The organism is Amycolatopsis sp. lyj-23, from assembly GCF_046549135.1.
Taxonomy (GTDB): Bacteria; Actinomycetota; Actinomycetes; order Mycobacteriales; family Pseudonocardiaceae; genus Amycolatopsis.
In genome coordinates this window covers 21396-39580 of the sequence record NZ_JAJPWN010000036.1, presented here as the reverse complement: position 1 = coordinate 39580, position 18185 = coordinate 21396, and the positions used below count along the sequence as shown (strand labels likewise).

Below are 18185 nucleotides of genomic sequence, written 5' to 3'. Positions count from 1 at the left end.
CGGTGTTCAGGTTTTTCTTGGTCGACGAACCAAATACCGGAGACCTCACCCATTTCGGCCGACGACACGCCCAGCACCGCCAACTCCAGCTCAACCCGCCGGAGACAACTTCGATACAGGCCCTAGGAGTCTTCGTCCCGGCGTTTGCGCTGTTGTTCGGCCAGCTGGCGCAGGAAGTCGGGGTCGTCGTCCGGGGCGAGCGGGGCCCGGCGTGGAGCCGACGTCACCCCGATCCGCTGACCGGCGAACGACCGCCACAGGAGCAGGGCGACGACCAGCGCGCCGACCGCCGCGAGCAGAGCGAGCATGCCGGATCCTTCCGTGGGGCTGCCTGTCCCCCGAGGTTAACCGCTCCGGCCGTGTGGTGGGCCTGAAGCCGGGCCGGAAAAAAGACGAGGGCCGTGCGGGGACGGGGTGGTTCCCGTTACCTCGACACGGCCCTGGCGTCCGGGTGGTTCAGGCGTTGCGCGCCGGTTCGCTGGCGTCGGTGGTCAGCTCGGCCAGGAGCTCGTTCACCTCGGACTCCCGGAACCGCCGGTGCCCGCCCGGGGTGCGGATCGAGCCGATCCGGCCCGCGGTCGCCCACCGCGTCACCGTCTTCGGGTCGACCCGGAAGAGCGCTGCCACCTCGCCTGGGGTGAGCAGGCGTCCGCCCATCGTCGCGGTCATTTTCCGCCTCCTTAACGAACTCACTGCTATACCGGAGGCGTCCGGGCCCTTCTGCCCGTCGCGCCGGGGTAGCCAACAAGGCAATCGTTGCACTTCACCCGTCGGGTACTCGAACGGTTGTCCGCGAGTAAAGAGCCCTTAAAGGTCAAAACGGACACTTTGCGTACTCATCGGCAACTACTCTCCGGCGAGGTGACGTGCGAAGACGCCGGCCCGGCCGCCGGGCGTGGTGCCAATGGGGGATTGTCCAACCGCATAGAGTGATCCCCGTGGATCAGTTGGACCGGAAGATCATCGCAGCGTTGCGCATCAACGGACGGGCCACTTACGCCGACCTCGGGCGAGCCGTCGGGCTCTCCGCGTCGTCGGTGCACGAACGCGTGGGCAAGCTGGAAGCCGCCGGCGTGATCACCGGCTACCACGCGGTCGTCGACCCGAACTCGGTCGGCCTCGGCGTCACCGCCCTCGTCAGCATCCACCCGACCGACACCGCGACGGAGGACGACGTCGCCGACGCGCTCGCCGAGCTCGACGAGGTCGAGAGCTGCTACGCGGTGGCGGGCGACGAGGCCTTCGTCGTCAAGGTGCGCGTGCCGACCGTCGACGAGCTGGAGCGGACCCTCGGCCGGCTCCGGCGCATCCCCGGCGTCGGGCGGACGAACACGACCGTCGTGCTCTCGACGCGCTTCGAAGGCCGCCCGAACAACGCGGGCCTGCAGAAGGACCGGGCGGGCGGCGCGTAGCCTGCGTTGGTGTGAGCGACGAGAAGGCCGGCACCCTGCCGCGTGACCTGACGCTGTACCTGCTGGCGCGGTTCGTGCTGGTCGGGGTGATCGCCTGGGTGCTGACCCTGGTCGGCGTACCCCTGCTGGTCGCGCTGCTCGTCGGCCTGGTCGTCGGCCTGCCGCTGGGCCTGCTGCTGTTCCGCCCGCTCAACGCCCGCGTCACGGCCGGCCTGGCGAAGCGCAACGAGAAGCGCGCCCGTGCCCGTGCCGACCTGCGTGCGCAGCTGCGCGGAGACGCGCCGGGCCACGCCGAATGAGCCGCCCGCACGCCCGCAGCTGGGTCCGCGAGGCCGTCCGGATCATCGAGGCCGACGCCAACCGCAGCGCCGACACGCACCTGCACGTCTTCCCGCTGCCGCCGGAGTGGGGCATCGACCTGTACCTCAAGGACGAGTCGGTGCACCCGACCGGCTCGCTGAAGCACCGGCTGGCCCGGTCGCTGTTCCTCTACGGGCTGGTCAACGGCCAGATCGGGCCGGACACCGTGCTCGTCGAAGCTTCCAGCGGGTCGACCGCGGTGTCCGAGGCCTACTTCGCCCGGATGCTGGGGCTGCGCTTCATCACCGTCGTGCCGCGGCGCACGTCGAAGGAGAAGGTCGCGCTCATCGAGTTCTACGGCGGCGAGTGCCACTTCGTCGACGAGGCCCCGGCGATGTACCCCGAGGCCGAGCGGCTCGCGGCCGAGTGCGGCGGCCACTACCTCGACCAGTTCACCTACGCCGAGCGCGCGACGGACTGGCGCGGCAACAACAACATCGCCGAGTCGGTGTTCGCGCAGATGCGCTCGGAGCGCCACCCGATCCCCAAGTGGATCGTCGTCGGCGCGGGCACCGGCGGCACGAGCGCGACCTTCGGCCGGTACGTCCGCTACAAGCGCCACACGACGAAGGTGTGCGTCGTCGACCCGGAGAACTCGTCGTTCTACGGCGCCTGGGAGACCGGCGCGCTGGACTACGGCACCGGCATGCCGTCGCGGATCGAGGGCATCGGGCGGCCGCGCTGCGAGCCGTCGTTCGTGCCGGGTGTCATCGACGAGATGTTCCGGATCCCCGACGCGGGGTCCTTGGCGGCGATCCGGCTGCTGCGCGAGCGGACCGGCCACTGGGCGGGCGGCTCGACCGGCACGAACCTCTACGGCGCGTTCCGGCTCATCTCCCGGATGGTCGAGGACGGCCAGGCGGGCAGCGTCGTGACGCTGCTGTGCGACGGCGGCGAGCGGTACGCCCACACCTACTACAACGACGAGTGGCTGGCCCAGCAGGGCTTGGACCTGGCGCCGCACACGGCGTTGTTCGAGGAGTTCCTGGCGACGGGCAAGTTCGTCCCGGAAAACTGACTACGCTCGACCGGGTGACAGGATCCGGGTTCGTCGAGGTGCAGGGCGCCGGCCGCGGCCGCAACACCGGCTGGCGCCTGCTCAGCGCGTCGCTCGTCGTGGCCGGTCCGGTCGTGGCGGGCGCGGCCGGGGGAATGGGCCGGCCGGTGCTCGGCGGAGTGCTGGCGGCCGTGCTGATGCCCATGGGGGTCAGCCTGTGGCGCGGCACGAGCCGGGCGAAGCGGCGGCTGCTCCGGCTGGACGAGGTCGGCCTGCCGGCGAAAGCCGAGATCCTCGCGGCCGCAGCAGGCGGCGGTGACGACAACCCGCTTCGCCTGACCCTGCGCGTCAGCGGCCCCGACGTCCCGGCGTTCGAGGCGGTCGTCACCACCGGGTACCGCCCGGACCTGGTGCCGGGCCGGGAGCTGACGGCCGTGGTCGACCCGGCGGACCGGACGTTCCTGGTCCGCGAGCTGGACGACGCGAACTGGCCCTAGAGGTTCAGGCCGACGGCGGCCAGCACCGCCCAGGCGAGCATCGCGAGCCCGGTGTCGCGCAGGGCGGGGATGAGGTCGCGGCCGGTCGCGTTGCGGCGGATCGCGCCGACCGACGCGACCAGGAGCGGCGCGCTCAGGATGGGCAGCCCGGCCGGCCAGTGCGTGAAGAGCGCCAGGAGCAGGGCGACCACGTACGGCACCGCCACCAGCGCCAGGTAGAGCGCTCGCGTGCCCTTGTCACCCAGCCGGGTGGCCAGGGTGCGCTTGCCGGATTCGATGTCGGTCGGGATGTCACGCAGGTTGTTGGCCGTCAGGACCGCCGAAGAGAAGCAGCCGACCGCGACCGCGCACGCCAGTGCCGCCCAGCTGACGGAGCCGGCCTGGACGTACACCGTGCCCAGCACGCCGGCCAGACCGAAGAACACGAAGACGGCGATCTCGCCGAAGCCGTAGTAGCCGTACGGCTTCTTCCCGCCGGTGTAGAACCACGCGCCGAGGATGCACACCGCGCCCATCGCGAGCAGCCACCAGTGCCCGCTGACGGCCACCAGGACCAGCCCGAGCACCCCGGCCAGGCCGAGGCAGCCGAGCGCCGCCGCCAGCACCGCCTTCGGCGCGGCAACGCCCGAGCCGACCAGCCGCAGCGGGCCGACGCGGTGCTCGTCCGTGCCGCGGATGCCGTCGGAGTAGTCGTTGGCGTAGTTGACGCCGATGATCAGCGAGAGGGAGACCAGCAGCGCCAGCACCGAACGCCACCAGGAGAACGCGTCCAGCGTGATCGCCGCGCCGACGCCCGCCACCACCGGCGCCACCGCGTTGGGCAGCGTCCGCGGCCGGGCCCCTTCGATCCACTCGCTCACACTCGCCATGGCGCCATTCAACGCCATGGTGATCACGCCTGAGCGGGAACCCGGGAACTCAGTCCGAGGTCGGCAGCTGCCAGACGAGCGACCCGCTGTTGGGGTCGACGCTGTCGGCGAGAGCCGCGCTCGAGGGCAGGAGGACACCCAGCGCGACGACCGTGCCGATAAGTGCAGTTCTGAGCCAGCGCGTCATGGTGAGTAGCCAAGCGGGCGCGGCCCGTGTGTGTCAACGCACTACCGCCATTCAGCCGCGAAAACGCTACGCGAGGCGGCTTCTGACCGCCGTCCGGTCGATCTTCCCCGGACCCCGGAGGGGCAGTTCCGCGGCGAATTCGATGCGCTTGGGGGTCGCTGCCGCGCCCAGTTCGGCGCGGACCGCCGCGCGCAGGTCGCCGGGCTCGCCGTCCGGGACGACGAGCGCCACCACGGCCTCGCCCCACTCCGGGTCCGGCACGCCGACGACGCACGCGTCACGCACCCCCGGCTGCGCGCTCAGGCACCGCTCGACCGCGTTCGCCGGCACCTTCACGCCGCCGGTATTGATCATGTCGTCGGCCCGGCCGAGCACCTCGATGCGGCCGTCGTCGCGGCGGACCCCGCGGTCGGACGTCGTGAACCAGCCGCCGGAGAACGACTCCGCCGTCAGGTCCGGCCGGCGCCGGTAGCCGTGCGCGAGGACGTCGCCGGCGATCCGGATGCGGTCGCCGTCGAGGTCGACGCGGACGCCGTCGAGCGGGAAGCCGTCGTAGACGCAGCCGCTGGCGGTCTCGCTCATCCCGTACGCCGGCACGATCCGCACCCCGGCGTCCGCGGCGCGTTCCCGCAGGGACGGCGGGGTGGCCGCCGCGCCGACCACGATCGCGTCGAACGTCCTGGCCGCGGCCAGCCCCGCGCCGCCGTCCTCGAGCAGGCGGACCAGCTGGGTCGGTACCAGCGCGGTGTAGCGCGGGCCGCCGGTCAGCCGGGCCGCCGCGGCCGCGAAGTCGTCCGGGCGGAAGCCGGTGCCGGTCAGCAGCGCCGGGGTCGTCCCGGCGAGCAGGGACCGGACGAGCACCTGCAGGCCGCCGATGTAGTGCGCCGGGGTGGCCAGCAGCCAGTGGCCCGGCCCGCCGAGGCGGGCGTGCGTGGCCTCGGCGGACGCGGTCAGCGCGCGGGCCGACAGCAGGACGCCCTTGGGCTCGCCGGTCGAGCCCGACGTGGCGATGACCACGGCGGTGCCCGGTTCGGCCGGCTCGGCCGGCGCCATGGCGTCGCGCAGCGCGGGGTCGGTGAACGGCAGCACCGCCGGACCGCCGTCCAGCGCGGCCGCGACGGCCGCCTGCAGCGTCTGGAGCGCTTCGGGCGAGCCGTCGAGGTGGATCGGGAGCAGCTCAGTAGTAATAGGGCACGTCCTCGAAGTCGGGGTCGCGCTTCTGCAGGAAGGCGTCACGGCCTTCGACCGCCTCGTCCTGCATGTAGGCCAGCCGGGTGGTCTCGCCGGCGAACAGCTGCTGGCCGACCAGCCCGTCGTCGGTGAGGTTGAACGCGTACTTGAGCATCCGCTGCGCCGTCGGCGACTTGCGGGTGATCTCCCACGCCCAGGTCAGCGCCTCTTTTTCCAGATCGGCGTGCGGGACGACGGCGTTCACCGCGCCCATGGCGTGCATCTGCTCGGCGGAGTACTCGCGGCCGAGGAAGAAGATCTCGCGGGCGAACTTCTGCCCGACCATCTTCGCCAGGTACGCCGAGCCGTAGCCGCCGTCGAACGAGCCGACGTCGGCGTCGGTCTGCTTGAACTTCGCGTGCTCGGCCGAAGCGAGGGTGAGATCGCACACGACGTGCAGGGAGTGCCCGCCGCCCGCCGCCCAGCCCGGCACGACCGCGATCACCGGTTTCGGCAGGAACCGGATCAGCCGCTGGACCTCGAGGATGTGCAGCCGGCCCGCCCGCGCGGGGTCCACCGTGTCGGAGGTCTCGCCGCTCGCGTACTGATAGCCGGAGCGTCCGCGAATACGCTGGTCACCACCGGAGCAGAACGCCCACCCGCCGTCCTTGGGCGACGGGCCGTTCCCGGTGAGCAGGACACAGCCGACGTCGGCGCTCATCCGCGCGTGGTCCAGCGCCCGGTAGAGCTCGTCGACGGTGTGCGGCCGGAAGGCGTTGCGGACCTCCGGGCGGTCGAACGCGATGCGCACCACGCGTTTGCCGCCGCGGCTCTCAGCGGAGCGGTGGTAGGTGATGTCGGTGAAGGCGAAACCTTCGACCTCGGTCCACGCGGCCGGATCGAACAGCTCGGAAACTCGGGCGTCATCCACGTTTGGGAGAATAGGACCTGTGGACATGTGCGCTGTGCCTGATGCCGCCTCGGCGGGAAAGAGTGCCTCGGCGGAGTCTGGAGCCTGCCGGTGAACCCTTCCACCGCGCAGGCCAGGGTCATCGTCGACGAACTCGTCCGCAACACCGTTTCGCACGTCGTCCTCTGCCCCGGCTCCCGCAACGCGCCGCTGTCGATCGCGCTCTACGACGCGGCTAAGGCCGGGAAACTGCAGCTCCACGTCCGCATCGACGAGCGCGGCGCCGCGTTCCTCGCCCTCGGCATCGCCGCGCGCACCGGCCGCCCGGTGGCCGTACTCTGCACGTCCGGCACCGCGGCCGCGAACTTCCACCCGGCGGTGCTCGAAGCCGACCGCGCGGGCGTCCCGCTGATCGTCATGACCGCCGACCGGCCGCCCGAGCTGCGCGCGGCCGGGGCGTCGCAGGTCATCGACCAGCACCAGCTCTACGGCGACGCCGTCCGCTACTTCGACGAGCTGGCCGTCGCCGAGCGGCGCGCCGGGCAGAACTCGTACTGGCGCAGCCAGATCTGCCGGGCCTGGAACGCGGCCTACGGCGAGTGGCGCTGCGGCCCGGTGCACCTGAACATCCCGTTCCGCGAGCCGCTGGTCCCGGACCTCGACGACACCGGTGAGTGGTACGAATCCCTGGACGGGCGGCCCGACGGCTCCCGCTGGACCGAGCTGCCGGACTTCGGCGCGCTGCCGTCGTTCGTGGTGCCTTCGGCCCGGCACGGCCTGGTCATCGCGTGCGATACCGGCGTCCAGGCGGCGAGCGAGTGGGCCGAGCAGCACGGCTGGCCGGTGATCTCCGAGACCGGCGGGATCGGGTTGTCCGGCGGCACGGCGATCTCGTCCGGGGTGTGGCTGCTGGCCGTCGAGGAGTTCATTTCGCGGCACAAGCCCGAACAGGTGCTCTGCCTGGGCCGGCCGACGGTGTTCCGGCAGATCCAGCAGGTCCTCTCGGACGCTTCCGTCGAGGTGCTGCTGGTGCGGCCGGACTCGGACTGGCCGGCGCCCGCGCACAACGTCCGGCAGGTCGGGCAGTGGTTCGACGAGCCGACCAAGCCCGCTGACCCGGAGTGGCTGGCGAGCTGGCGCCGGGCCGACGCGGCGGCCGCCTCCGCCGTCGCCGCGACGCTGGCCGAGGAGCCGTGGCCCAGCGGGCTGCGGGTGGCGACCGAGCTGGTGGACGCGCTGCCGCCGGACTCGCTGCTGGTCGTCGGCTCGTCCAACCCCACCCGGGACGTCGCGCTGGCCGGCCGGCTGCGCCCGGACGTCCTGGTGCACCGCAACCGCGGTGTCGCGGGCATCGACGGCACGGTTTCGACGGCCATCGGCGCCGCGTACGTGCACCGCGGCCCGTCGTACGCGCTGCTGGGCGACCTGACGTTCCTGCACGACGCGTCCGGGCTGCTGACCGGGCCCGCGGAGCAGCGGCCCGACCTGACGATCGTGGTGCTCAACGACGACGGCGGCGGCATCTTTTCGCTGCTCGAGCAGGGTGCGCCGGAGCACTCGGCGAGCTTCGAGCGCGTCTTCGGCACTCCGCACGGCGCCGACCTGGGCGCGCTGTGCGCGGGCTACCGCGTCCCGCACGTCGTCGCGGAGACGCTGACGGAGTTCCGGGCGGCGCTGGCGCCCGCGCCGGGGCTGCGGGTCGTCGAGGTGCGGGTGGACCGGTCGCGGCACCGCGACCTGCACGCCCGGCTGCGGGCGGCGGTGTCCGCAGCGGTCTCGGCGGGCTGAGTCAACCGCTTTCCGGGTGGTATCCCAGTAGGCAAGAAACCTCCCTTTGGCTGTTCCTGGGGTCTGCTGCCCTGGCTACGTTCGAGCGCGCTGCTTCTCACTCCTTCAGGAGGAATCGAATGCGTGCAAGAACGCGCACCGGGCTCGGTGCGCTCGCGGCCGGCGTCGTCTCGGTGCTGCTCGCCGGCACCGCGAGCGCGGCGCCCGCGCCCGGCGCTCCCGGCGTCGGCGACCCGTACTACCCGAACGCCGGCAACGGCGGCACCGACGTGCTGCACTACGACATCCGGCTGACCTACCAGCCCGCGACGGACGTACTGGCGGGCACCACGACGCTGCTGCTGACCGCGACGCAGGACCTCTCGCGGTTCGACCTGGACTTCGCGCTCAAGGCGTCGAGCGTGCGGGTGAACAACCGCCCCGCCCAGTTCACCAACCAGACCGGCAACGGCGAGCTCGTCGTCACGCCGGCCCAGCCGCTGCTCAAGGGCCAGACCGCGACCGTCGTCGTCGCGTACTCGGACACGCCGTCGACCGAGACGGTGGACGGGATCAACGCCTGGAAGAAGGGCTCGTTCGGCGCGCTGGGCATCGACGAGCCGCAGAGCTCGGCGTGGTGGTTCCCGGCCAACGACCACCCGACCGACAAGGCGACCTACGACGTCTCGATCGAAGCCCCGGACGACAACGTTGCCATCTCCAACGGCACGCTGGTCCGGACGCAGAAGAGCCGCGCGGGCTGGACGCGCTGGCAGTGGCGCAGCACGAAGCCGCAGGCCACGTACCTGACGTCGTTCATCGTCGGCAAGTACGAGCTGAACCAGTCGACGACCCCGGACGGCAAGCCGTTCATCACGGCGTACGGCAGCGACCTCGGTGACTCGCTGTACGCGGCGAAGGCCAGCGTCGAGCGGACCCCGGAGATCGACGAGTTCCTGGCGACCCAGTTCGGTCCGTACCCGTTCGAGGCCGAGGGCGGTGTCGTGACCAGCGGGATCGGCTTCTCGCTGGAGAACCAGACGCGGCCGACGTACGGCGTCCGCAACTTCCGCGCCGGTTCGAACACGACGCTGATCGCGCACGAGAACGCCCACCAGTGGTTCGGCGACAACGTCTCGCTCGGCCGCTGGAGCGACATCTGGCTGAACGAGGGCTTCGCGTCCTACGCGGAGTGGCTGTGGTCGGAGCACGAGGGCGAGGGCACGGTCGCGGAGCTGGCCCAGTACACGTACGACTCGAACCCGGCCGACGGCGACCTGTGGAAGCTGGTGCCGGCCGACCCGGGCGCGGACAACCAGTTCGACAACGCGGTGTACGACCGGGGTGCGCTGACGCTGCAGGCGCTGCGGACGGCCGTGGGTGACCAGGCGTTCTTCAAGATCCTGCAGACGTGGCAGGCCCAGCGCGGCGGGTCGAACGGGCGGATCCTGGACTTCATCGCGCTGGCGGAGAAGATCTCGGGCAAGCCGCTGCACGACCTGTTCCAGACGTGGCTGTACACCTCGGGCAAGCCCGCGGTGGGCCCGAACGGCGCTGCGGCTCCGGCTCTGCGTGCCGCGGCTCCGGCTTCGGCTTCCGTGAAGCCCAAGTCGTACGACCAGATCCAGGCGAACCACCGGTTCCTCGCCGCCGGACACGCGGGCTGAACAAGACCGCTACGCTCGCGGCGTGAGCACGAGAGGTGAGCGGGCGAGGCGCGTCGGGTGGTGGGCCACCCTCGGCGTCGCCTCGCTCCTCACCGTGATGTGCGTGTGCCTGCTGTTCGCGGCGATCCGCAACGACAGCGCGATCTCCGCCCAGCTCGGCACGGCGACGGCCACGGTGGATTCGGTGGCGTTCGACCGGACGATCATCCACTTCGAGACCCCGGACGGCATCGTCCACAGCCCGGCGAACGGGGTGCTGTACCCGGATGGGCTGGCGGCTGGGCAGCTGGTCCGGATCGAGTACGACGCGTCGGATCCGGAGCTGGCTCGGGTGGCCGGCCGGTCGGCGGCTTTGACGCTGTTGCCGCTCGGGAGTTTTGTGTTCTTCACGTGGCTGGTGGCCGGGCCGGCGTTGTGGTGGATCCGGCGGCAGAAGAAGCGGGCCGTGGTCGCGGCTTAGCGGGTCATCTCCAGCCAGCGGCTCCGCGTGATCTCGTACTCGACCTCACCCTGCTCGGCGCCTTCCACCGGATCCTCGTAGTCCACGGCCGAGACGAATGCCCTCGCGAACGTCATCCCCACCGAGGCCATCGTTGCCCGGGATGGTGTGTTGACCGCCATCGTCTGGGCGAAGATGCGGTCCAACCCCAGCTCCTCGAAGCCGTAGCGGAGCAGCTCGAGCGAGCCTTCCCGGGCGTACCCCTGCCGCCAGTGGCGGCGCAGCAGGCGGTACCCGAGCTCGGCTTCGCCCTCGACGTCCGGCTGGTCGGGGCCGTGCGGGGGCCGCAGGATCCACCAACCCACGAAGTTCTCACCCGCGAACCCCATCCAGAACCCGAAGCCGGGTGCGGTGGCCATCCTGCGGGCGTGGGCCTGGATCACCTCTTCCCGGGTGGCGGCGCGGCCCGTCAGGTAGCGCATCACCTCGGGGTCGGAGTCCAGCTCGTACTCCAGCTCGAGGTGCTCGTCGGTGAGGGGGGTAAGGGTGAGGCGCCGGGTGCGGAGCGTGGGCATGCGTCGATCTTCGCCCTTCGCGCAACCCGTTTAGGGGCTCGCGGGTTTCGTGGGGTTTCCCCGCTCCTCGTCTTCGATTGTTCAACACCGGAGAGTCGGCCTCAAGGGCGCCTTCGGCGTCGCTTCGCGATGAGCTTCGCTCACCCTTGACCCCGGCTCTCCGGTGCTGACTGCGGCTGGGACGAGGGGCGTGGGAGGTGTAGGGCGGTCGTCTGGTTCCGTTGCTCGGTGCGGCCCTAGCCAGAAGCCGAAGCCGGTGTGGTGGCCGTCCGGCGGGCGCGGGCCTGCGCGACCTCCGCCCGGGTCGCGGCGCGGCCCGTCAGATACCGCATCACCGACGGGTCGGGATCCAGCTCATACTCCAGCTCGAGGTGCTCGGCGGCCAGGGGCACCAGGGTGAGCCGCGGGGAGTGAAGGGTCGGCAGGCGTCGCTTCGCGATGAGCTTCGCTCACCCTTGACCCCGGCTCTCCGGGTGCTGACTGCGGCTGGGACGAGGGGCGGGGGAGGTGTAGGGCGGGTGGCCGGCTTCTGCGGCCGGCCGCCCGTTGAGGGCCTCAGGCCGCCCAGAGAGGGCCCCGCCACACCCAGGGGGGCGTGCCCTGTTCCAGTCTATCGGCGCGTGCCTGCACGAACGGGTGACTCGGCGAATCTGTGGACAACCGGACACGATGTGGACAACTCAGCCCGCCGTCTCCTGCCACCAGCCCAGGACCTCGTCCGCCACTCCGGGGGCCGCCACCAGCAGGCCGTCCGTCGGCAGCGCCGTGTCTTCGCCGTGCTTGTCCAGGACCACCGCGCCCGCCTCGATGGCCATTGCCACCGAGCCCGCCACGTCCCACTCGTGGTAGCTGTGCAGCACCGCCGCCGCCGCGTGGCCCAGGGCCACCTGGGCGATCGACAACGCCGCCGAGCCCAGTACGCGGACTCCCGCGTGGGCCGCTGCCGCGCGCTCGATGAAGCCGCCCATTCCCGGCCACGGTCCCGTGCGGGCCAGCTCCGTGCACACCAGTGCTCCCGCCGTCACGCAGCGGTCCGTCAGGTGGATCGGCTTGCCGTTCGCGCGGGCTCCCCGGCCGCGCGCCGCCGCGTAGATCTGGGCGCGGTACGGGTCCGCCACCACGCCCACCACCGGGCCCGCCGCGTCCACCAGCGCCAGGCTGTACGCGCACCACGGCACCCCGGCCACGTAGTTCGCCGTGCCGTCGACCGAGTCCACCACCCAGCGGTACTCCGCGACGTCCGCTCCGTGATCCGCGCCGAACTCGTGGCCCACCACCGGGATGCCCGGGAACTCCGCCGTCAGCACGCGGCGGGTGTGGCGCTCGAGGATCCGGTCGGTGTCGGTGACCCAGTCGAACGGCGAATCCAACGTCGATGGGTGGGCGCCGCGGCCGGCGGTCGCGGTGATCACGTCGGTGGCGTCGTTGGCCAGCCGCCCGGCCACTTCGAGCGCCCTCGACAGCAGGCCGGGCTCGACGGGCCGCGGCGGCCGTGAGGACAAGAGGGTCATGCCTGCTTAGTCTGGGCCCCGCGGGTTTCCGGGACACGACCTTGAGATGACATGTCGTAGCCGATCTGTTCCGGCAGCGTTGGCTCACACGTCACACCAGCGCCAGGATCGGGTGCGATCGTCCAGGACGTGCGAGTCGCCATAGTCACCGAAAGTTTCCTGCCCCAGGTGAACGGCGTGACCAACTCCGTCCTGCGGGTCGTCGAGCACCTGCGCGAACGCCGGCACGACGTGCTGATCATCGCCCCCGGCGCGGGCCCGGACTCCTACCGCGGCGCTCCCGTCGTCCGGATCCCCGCCCTCGACGTCCCCGGCGTCAGCTCCCTGCCGATCGGCCTGCCGACGCGCACGGTGCTGAACGCGCTCACCGCGTTCGGCCCGGACGTCGTGCACCTGGCGTCGCCGTTCGTCGTCGGCGCGCGCGGGCTCGCCGCGGCGAGACGGCTGCGGGTGCCCTCGATCGCCGTCTACCAGACCGACATCGCCGGGTTCGCCGCCGCGTACGGCTTCGGGATCGGCGCCCGCGCCGCGTGGCGGTGGGTCCGGCGGCTGCACTCGCGGGCCGACCGGACGCTCGCGCCGTCCAGCGACTCCGTCCAGCAGCTGGAGCTGCACGGCGTCCCGCGCGTGCACCGGTGGGCCCGCGGTGTCGACATCGACCGGTTCTCCCCGGAGCACGCCGACGCCGCGCTGCGGGCCGAGCTCGCCCCCGACGGCGAGCTGCTCGTCGGGTTCGTCGGCCGGCTCGCGCCCGAGAAGGAGGTCGACCGGCTGGCCGCGCTGGCCGGGATGCCCGGGATCCGCGTGGTCGTCGTCGGCGACGGCCCGGAACTGCCCGCGCTGAAGGAGCAGCTCCCAGGAGCCGCGTTCCTTGGCGCGAAGTACGGCGAAGACCTCTCGAAGGCGTACGCGAGCTTCGATGTCTTCGTGCACACCGGCCCGCACGAGACGTTCTGCCAGGCGGTGCAGGAGGCGATGGCGTCCGGCCTGCCGGTGCTCGCGCCGGACGCGGGCGGCCCCAAGGACCTCGTACTACCCGGCCGCACCGGCTACCTGCTGCCCGCGGACCGCGAGCGGTTCGGGCCGGCGCTGGTCGAGAAGGTCGATGCCCTGCGCGACGCCGCGTTGCGCGCGAGGCTCGGCGAGAAGGCCCGCAAGGTCGTGCTGGGCCGGACGTGGCCCGCCGTCTGCCACGAGCTGGTCGGGCACTACGAAGCCGTGCGGGGCCGGGCCGCCCGCGCGGCCTGACATGCACATCGTCCAGCTCGCGAACTTCTACGGCCCGCGCTCCGGCGGTCTGCGCACGGCGCTGCACCACCTCGGCGCCGGCTACGTCGCCAGCGGGCACGAGGTGACGCTCGTGGTGCCCGGCCGCCGGTACGCCGACGAGGTCCTGCCGACCGGGGTCCGCCGGTTTTCCCTGCCCGCGCCGAAGATCCCGGGCACCGGCGGCTACCGGGCCGTCGACCCGCACCGGGTCCGCGTGGTGCTGCGGCGGCTCGACCCGGACCGCCTGGAGGTGTCCGACCGGCTGACGCTGCGGGGGATGGGCGGCTGGGCGAGCCGCCACGGCGTGCCCAGCACGGTGATCTCCCACGAGCGGCTCGACCGCCTGCTGGAGCAGTTCCTGCTGCCCGCGCCGATGGCCCGCCGCGTCGCCGACGTCGCGAACCGGCGGATGGCGGCGAGCTACGACACGGTCGTCTGCACAACGGCGTTCGCCCGCGCGGAGTTCGACCGGATCGCCGCGCCGAACGTGCGCCGGGTGCCGCTCGGAGTCGACTTGACGACGTTCCGGCCCGCCATGCGCGACGACGGCTGGCGCACCGACCTGGCCTCCGGCGCGGACGCGCTGCTGGTCCACTGTGGCCGGCTGTCGCCGGAGAAGCACGTGGAGCGCAGCGTGGACACCGTCGCTTCGCTGACGGAGGCCGGTGTGAAGGTGCGGCTGGTGGTGGCGGGCGACGGCCCGCGGCGGCGGGCCCTCGAACGCCGGGCGCGCGGGCTGCCGGTGACGTTCCTGGGTTTCCTGCCGGGCCGTGGCGACGTCGCGCGGCTGCTGGCCAGTGCGGACGTCTCCCTGGCGCCGGGGCCGCACGAGACGTTCGGGCTCGCGGCGCTGGAGGCACTGGCGTCCGGGACGCCGGTGGTGGTGTCGGCCTCGTCGGCGCTGCGGGAGATCGTCCGGCCCGGGTGTGGCGCGGCGGTGGACGACCACGCGCCCGCGTTCGCTTCGGCGGTGACGGACTTGCTGGCCGGCCCGGAGGACTTGCGCCGAGCGGCCGCCCGGGCACGGGCCGAGGAGTTCACCTGGCCCGCGGCCGTGGCCGGGATGCTGGCCACCTTCCGCTGAACGTCCCGGCGGATCGGTCTAGATTCAGGACATGTCACGCGCAAGCCTGGACAAGGACCCGCACGAAGTCGCCGCGATGTTCGACGGCGTCGCGTCCGGGTACGACCGGGCGAACTCGTTCATGACCTTCGGCTTCGACCGGCGCTGGCGCACGACGACCGCCCGCGTCCTCGACGCCCGGCTCGGCGAGAAGGTCCTCGACCTCGCCGCCGGCACCGGCGTCTCGACCGTCGAGTACGCCCGCGGCGGCGCCTGGTGCCTGGCCGCGGACTTCTCCTTCGGCATGCTGCGCGCGGGCCTGCACCGGAACGTGCCGATGGTGGCGGCCGACGCGCTCAACCTGCCGTTCGCCGACGAGAGCTTCGACGCCGTGACGATCTCCCTCGCGCTGCGCAACTTCGTCGACCCGAAGGCCGCGCTCACCGAGATCGCCCGCGTGGTCAAGCCCGGCGGCCGGCTGGTCATCTGCGAGGTCTCGACGCCGCCCTTCGCGCCCATCCGGTTCGTCCACCGGCGGTTCGTCCTCAAGCTGCTGACCTGGGTCGGCAGCCGGACGTCGTCGAACCCGGAGGCGTACAAGTACCTGGCCGAATCCATGCTCACCTGGCCCGACCAGCGGACCCTCGGCGAGATCATCGCGAGCGCGGGCTGGACCGACGTCGAGTGGTTGAACCTCACATTCGGCGTCGTGGCGATCCACCGCGCGCGAAAGCCCGCATAAACTCGCGGCCATGAGCCGTCGTACCGCAGACCAGGACGCCGAAGTCATCGTCGTCGGCGCCGGACCCGCTGGTTCCACCGTGGCCACCTACCTGGCCCGCGCGGGCGTCGACGTCCTGCTGCTGGAGAAGACCGAGTTCCCGCGCGAGAAGGTCTGCGGCGACGGCCTGACCCCGCGCGGCGTCAAGCAGCTCATCGACCTGGGCATCGACACCAGCGAGGACGCCGGCTGGGTGCACAGCCGCGGCCTGCGGATCCTCACCGGCGACCTGACGCTGGAGCTCGACTGGCCGGACCTGACGAGCTACCCGCCGTACGGCGTTTCCCGCACCCGCCACGACTTCGACGACCTCCTCGCGAAGCTGGCCGTGAAGGCGGGCGCGCGGCTCTACGAGCGCACGACTGTGACCAGCGCGATCACGAACGCGAGCGGGCGCGTGGTCGGCGTCGAGGCGAAGGTCGGCCCGGAGCGGACGCCGGTGAAGTACTACGCGCCGCTCGTCCTGGCCTGCGACGGCGTGTCCGCGCGGCTCGCGCTGAGCGTCGGCATCCAGAAGAACGAGAAGCGCCCGATGGGCGTCGCGGTGCGCCAGTACTACAAGAGCCCGCGCCACGACGACCCGTTCATCGAGGGCCACCTCGAGCTGTGGGACAAGTCCGACCCGCGGAACCCGAAGCTGCTGCCGGGTTACGGGTGGGCGTTCCCGCTCGGCGACGGCACGGTGAACGTCGGCCTCGGCATGCTGTCGACGTCGGCCTCCTTCCGGAACACCGACTACCGCGCGCTGCTGCGCCAGTGGCTCGACGGGACGCCCGAGGAGTGGGGCTACCGCGAGGAGAACGCGATCGGCAAGGTCGGCGGCGCGGGGTTGCCGATGGGCTTCAACCGCACCCCGCACTACCGCGACGGCCTGCTGCTGCTCGGCGACGCGGGCGGCATGGTGAGCCCGTTCAACGGCGAAGGCATCTCGGCCGCGATGGAGTCCGCGCAGATCGCGGCGGAGGTCGTCGTGCAGGCGCTGGCGCGCCGTGAAGGGCCTTCGCGAGAACGTGCCCTGGAGGCGTACCCGCGGGCGGTCGGCGAGCTGATGGGCGGCTACTACGCGCTCGGGAACGTCTTCGCGAAGATCATCGGCAAGCCGAAGATCATGCACGCGTGCACGAAGTACGGGCTGCGCATCAACAAGCTCCTGCCGCTGGTCTACAAGGGCCTCTCCGGTTGCTACGACGCCAAGGGCGGTGACGGCGTCGACCGCCTGATCTCGGCCCTCGCGAAGGTGACCCCCAGCCCGCGCTGACCGGATTCCGAGGGCCCGGCACGGTTTTCCGTGCCGGGCTTCCTCGCGCGCGGACACACGAGTGGCCTAGCAAGTTGGCCGTGCGGTCAGTGGGATAGATCACAGGTCAGCGCCCGTTTTGTCCGCCCGGCACGCGATCTTCGACGCCCTTCGTGCAGGTCGCGCGCACGCTGTCACCGAGCTGTGACAACGATGGCGGCAGAACTTAGGCGACCCTTATAACACGGGGTACTAGGGACAAGAGTGTGAGTCGCGTCCTAGACTCCCCCCATGCTTTGTGAATCCCTTCACATCCACGACGAGTGGCTTGTGAACTATTTCACAAGCGCACTGTGTTTTCCCTCTGGGCCCAGCCACGGGCCGTAAGGAGACCCTGACCCTCGGCGGTGTGACCCAGGTCCCTTAGGGTGCCGACGAGGCCAAGCGGTTCCCCACCACAAGCACAACCGCATCGGCGCGGAAAGGATGGCGAAGACCCCGTGCTGACGTTGCTGACCCGGACCGACACGGTGCAGCTGGCGCAAGAGGCCCCGAGCCTGAAGCCCTACCTGCCCCTGGTCCTGTTGTTCGTGCTGGCATTGGCGTTCGCCGTGCTGTCGGTCCTGCTCGGGCCGCTCGTCGGCCCCAGCCGGTACAACAAAGCCAAGCTGTCCGCCTACGAATGCGGCATCGAGCCGTCCCCGCAGCCGCTCGTCGGCGCCGGGCGGATGCCGGTCGCGTACTACATCACCGCGATGCTGTTCATCCTGTTCGACATCGAGATGGTCTTCCTCTACCCGTTCGCCGTGCAGGCGGACGCGCTGGGCACGTTCGGCCTGGTGGAGATCCTGCTGTTCATCGCGACGGTCGGCTTCGCGTACGCCTACGTGTGGCGGCGCGGCGGCCTGGATTGGAACTAGACCCATGGGCCTGGAAGAAAAACTCCCCAACGGCATCCTGCTGGCCAGCCTCGAAGGCCTCGTCAACTGGGCGCGCAAGAACTCGCTCTGGCCCGCCACCTTCGGCCTCGCGTGCTGCGCGATCGAGATGATGACGGTCGGCGGTTCGCGCTACGACATCGCCCGCTTCGGCATGGAGCGCTTCAGCGCGACGCCGCGGCAGGCCGACCTGATGATCGTCGCCGGCCGCGTCACGCAGAAGATGGCCCCGGTCCTGCGTCAGATCTACGACCAGATGGCCGAGCCGCGCTGGGTCCTCGCCATGGGCGTCTGCGCCTCCTCCGGCGGCATGTTCAACAACTACGCCGTGGTCCAGGGCGTCGACCACATCGTGCCGGTCGACATGTACCTGCCCGGCTGCCCGCCGCGGCCGGAGATGCTGCTGGACGCGATCCTCAAGCTGCACGCCAAGATCCAGGACGAGCCGATCAACGCCCGCCGCGCCGCCATCCGCGCCGCGAGCGGGGCGCGCACCGAGCTCGTCGCGTCGTCGATCAAGTACGCGAAGAAGTAGA

The 18185-nt window shown here is 71.5% G+C and carries 21 protein-coding genes; 13 read left to right on the top strand and 8 right to left on the bottom strand.

What is annotated here, in order from left to right; all coding sequences use genetic code 11:
- Window positions 1–122: 122 nt before the first annotated feature.
- Window positions 123–308: a hypothetical protein gene (locus ACLJPY_RS49585; protein WP_354821336.1), complete on the bottom strand. Its 186-nt coding sequence runs from the start codon at window positions 306–308 to the stop codon at window positions 123–125.
- Between the two features lie 148 nt (window positions 309–456).
- Complete coding sequence (locus tag ACLJPY_RS49580; RefSeq protein ID WP_003081896.1) at window positions 457–669, bottom strand: BldC family transcriptional regulator; 213 nt, start codon at window positions 667–669, stop codon at window positions 457–459.
- A 269-nt stretch (window positions 670–938) separates the two neighbouring features.
- On the opposite strand from ACLJPY_RS49580, the gene ACLJPY_RS49575 reads away from it, so the two are divergent.
- Genes ACLJPY_RS49575 through ACLJPY_RS49560 form a run of 4 tightly spaced genes read left to right on the top strand, consistent with a single transcriptional unit; the run spans window position 939 to window position 3266 of the window.
- Complete coding sequence (locus ACLJPY_RS49575; RefSeq protein WP_410597988.1) at window positions 939–1412, top strand: Lrp/AsnC family transcriptional regulator; 474 nt, start codon at window positions 939–941, stop codon at window positions 1410–1412.
- A gap of 11 nt (window positions 1413–1423) precedes the next feature.
- A complete protein-coding gene (locus tag ACLJPY_RS49570) occupies window positions 1424–1711 on the top strand; it encodes a DUF4229 domain-containing protein (RefSeq protein WP_410597987.1) in 288 nt (95 codons plus the stop codon).
- Window positions 1708–2790 carry a PLP-dependent cysteine synthase family protein gene (locus tag ACLJPY_RS49565; RefSeq protein WP_410597986.1) on the top strand — a complete coding sequence of 361 codons (1083 nt, stop codon included), beginning with the start codon at window positions 1708–1710 and terminating at the stop codon, window positions 2788–2790. Before ACLJPY_RS49570 ends, ACLJPY_RS49565 begins: the two co-directional genes overlap by 4 nt.
- A gap of 14 nt (window positions 2791–2804) precedes the next feature.
- Window positions 2805–3266, top strand: coding sequence for a hypothetical protein (locus tag ACLJPY_RS49560; protein WP_410597985.1), 462 nt, complete (start codon window positions 2805–2807; stop codon window positions 3264–3266).
- On the opposite strand, the gene ACLJPY_RS49555 is transcribed toward ACLJPY_RS49560, so the two are convergent.
- The 4 genes from ACLJPY_RS49555 to ACLJPY_RS49540 all read right to left on the bottom strand — a co-directional run bounded on the left by ACLJPY_RS49555 (window position 3263) and on the right by ACLJPY_RS49540 (window position 6423).
- Complete coding sequence (locus ACLJPY_RS49555; protein WP_410597984.1) at window positions 3263–4135, bottom strand: 1,4-dihydroxy-2-naphthoate polyprenyltransferase; 873 nt, start codon at window positions 4133–4135, stop codon at window positions 3263–3265. The two genes, ACLJPY_RS49560 and ACLJPY_RS49555, sit on opposite strands and share 4 nt — an antisense overlap.
- Window positions 4136–4184: 49 nt before the next feature.
- Window positions 4185–4322: a hypothetical protein gene (locus ACLJPY_RS49550; protein WP_410597983.1), complete on the bottom strand. Its 138-nt coding sequence runs from the start codon at window positions 4320–4322 to the stop codon at window positions 4185–4187.
- A 66-nt stretch (window positions 4323–4388) separates the two neighbouring features.
- Window positions 4389–5498 (bottom strand): o-succinylbenzoate--CoA ligase, encoded by a 1110-nt coding sequence (gene menE / locus ACLJPY_RS49545; RefSeq protein WP_410597991.1) that lies wholly within the window; start codon window positions 5496–5498, stop codon window positions 4389–4391.
- Window position 5499: 1 nt separating this feature from the next.
- Window positions 5500–6423, bottom strand: a complete 924-nt coding sequence (locus ACLJPY_RS49540) for a 1,4-dihydroxy-2-naphthoyl-CoA synthase (protein ID WP_410561810.1) — start codon at window positions 6421–6423, stop codon at window positions 5500–5502.
- Window positions 6424–6513: 90 nt separating this feature from the next.
- On the opposite strand from ACLJPY_RS49540, the gene menD reads away from it, so the two are divergent.
- From menD to ACLJPY_RS49525, 3 genes are all read left to right on the top strand, one after another.
- Window positions 6514–8190 carry a 2-succinyl-5-enolpyruvyl-6-hydroxy-3-cyclohexene-1-carboxylic-acid synthase gene (gene menD / locus ACLJPY_RS49535; protein ID WP_410597982.1) on the top strand — a complete coding sequence of 559 codons (1677 nt, stop codon included), beginning with the start codon at window positions 6514–6516 and terminating at the stop codon, window positions 8188–8190.
- 119 nt (window positions 8191–8309) lie between these two features.
- Window positions 8310–9836: a M1 family metallopeptidase gene (locus ACLJPY_RS49530; RefSeq protein WP_410597981.1), complete on the top strand. Its 1527-nt coding sequence runs from the start codon at window positions 8310–8312 to the stop codon at window positions 9834–9836.
- 22 nt (window positions 9837–9858) lie between these two features.
- The gene (locus tag ACLJPY_RS49525; protein ID WP_410597980.1) at window positions 9859–10296 is read left to right on the top strand and encodes a DUF3592 domain-containing protein; all 438 of its coding nucleotides are present in this window, start codon (window positions 9859–9861) and stop codon (window positions 10294–10296) included.
- Here the strand turns inward: ACLJPY_RS49525 and ACLJPY_RS49520 are convergent.
- Window positions 10293–10850, bottom strand: coding sequence for a GNAT family N-acetyltransferase (locus tag ACLJPY_RS49520; protein ID WP_410597979.1), 558 nt, complete (start codon window positions 10848–10850; stop codon window positions 10293–10295). The genes ACLJPY_RS49525 and ACLJPY_RS49520 overlap by 4 nt on opposite strands.
- Window positions 10851–11530: 680 nt before the next feature.
- Window positions 11531–12361 (bottom strand): inositol monophosphatase family protein, encoded by an 831-nt coding sequence (locus ACLJPY_RS49515; RefSeq protein WP_410597978.1) that lies wholly within the window; start codon window positions 12359–12361, stop codon window positions 11531–11533.
- Between the two features lie 177 nt (window positions 12362–12538).
- On the opposite strand from ACLJPY_RS49515, the gene ACLJPY_RS49510 reads away from it, so the two are divergent.
- The 6 genes from ACLJPY_RS49510 to ACLJPY_RS49485 all read left to right on the top strand — a co-directional run bounded on the left by ACLJPY_RS49510 (window position 12539) and on the right by ACLJPY_RS49485 (window position 18184).
- Entirely contained in the window at window positions 12539–13609 is a 1071-nt protein-coding gene (locus ACLJPY_RS49510) for a glycosyltransferase family 4 protein (protein ID WP_410597977.1), read from the top strand.
- Between the two features lies 1 nt (window position 13610).
- Window positions 13611–14714 (top strand): glycosyltransferase, encoded by a 1104-nt coding sequence (locus ACLJPY_RS49505; RefSeq protein WP_410597976.1) that lies wholly within the window; start codon window positions 13611–13613, stop codon window positions 14712–14714.
- Between the two features lie 31 nt (window positions 14715–14745).
- Window positions 14746–15435 (top strand): class I SAM-dependent methyltransferase, encoded by a 690-nt coding sequence (locus ACLJPY_RS49500; RefSeq protein ID WP_410597975.1) that lies wholly within the window; start codon window positions 14746–14748, stop codon window positions 15433–15435.
- A 10-nt stretch (window positions 15436–15445) separates the two neighbouring features.
- Entirely contained in the window at window positions 15446–16732 is a 1287-nt protein-coding gene (locus ACLJPY_RS49495) for a geranylgeranyl reductase family protein (protein ID WP_410597974.1), read from the top strand.
- A 479-nt stretch (window positions 16733–17211) separates the two neighbouring features.
- A complete protein-coding gene (locus ACLJPY_RS49490; RefSeq protein WP_206790918.1) occupies window positions 17212–17631 on the top strand; it encodes an NADH-quinone oxidoreductase subunit A in 420 nt (139 codons plus the stop codon).
- A 4-nt stretch (window positions 17632–17635) separates the two neighbouring features.
- Window positions 17636–18184 carry a NuoB/complex I 20 kDa subunit family protein gene (locus ACLJPY_RS49485; protein WP_086678877.1) on the top strand — a complete coding sequence of 183 codons (549 nt, stop codon included), beginning with the start codon at window positions 17636–17638 and terminating at the stop codon, window positions 18182–18184.
- The last annotated feature ends 1 nt before the right edge of the window (window position 18185 follow it).